Source organism: Pseudoalteromonas sp. GW168-MNA-CIBAN-0100 (assembly GCF_040309225.1).
Classification (GTDB): Bacteria; Pseudomonadota; Gammaproteobacteria; order Enterobacterales; family Alteromonadaceae; genus Pseudoalteromonas; species Pseudoalteromonas arctica.
This window is the reverse complement of the sequence record NZ_JBEOOL010000108.1, coordinates 1-489: the sequence shown is the minus strand read 5'-3', so window position 1 is coordinate 489 and position 489 is coordinate 1. Positions and strand designations below refer to the sequence as shown.

The window sequence follows — 489 nt, the reverse complement described above, 5'->3', positions numbered from 1 at the left end:
CGCCATTAATTGGTATGATAATACGCCCCCATAGCGTTCCCCGTCACACTTTCGAAAATATTTTAGCAACCGGTGTTTATACTATTAATCATGTTAATAGTGCTATTTATCAGCAAGCACATCAAACCTCGGCGCGTTATGATAAAAACGAATCAGAGTTTGCTGCCACCGGTTTAACCCCTGAGTATTTAAATGAATTTAGTGCCCCATTTGTACAACAAAGCCGCTTAAAATATGCGGTAAAATACATTGAACATCAGCATTTAGCAGTCAATGGTACTGAGCTTGTGATTGGCGAAATAATGGACGTATATTTAGATGAAGCGGCACTGCAAAGCGATGGCTTTTTAGACTTACAGGCCATAGATACAGTAGCCATAAGCGGGCTCGATAGCTACCACAGCACTAACAAACTAATGCGCCTGCCTTATGCTAAAAAGTAACCATGCTGCAAATACATTATTTGTAGCTTTTAATACACTGTAGAGT

The 489-nt window shown here is 39.9% G+C and carries 1 protein-coding gene; it reads left to right on the top strand.

All coding sequences use genetic code 11. The features are described from left to right. Positions 1–443: flavin reductase family protein (locus tag AAEY62_RS20245; protein WP_350635978.1), on the top strand; the 443-nt coding region annotated here is incomplete at its 5' end. Positions 444–489: the final 46 nt, after the last annotated feature.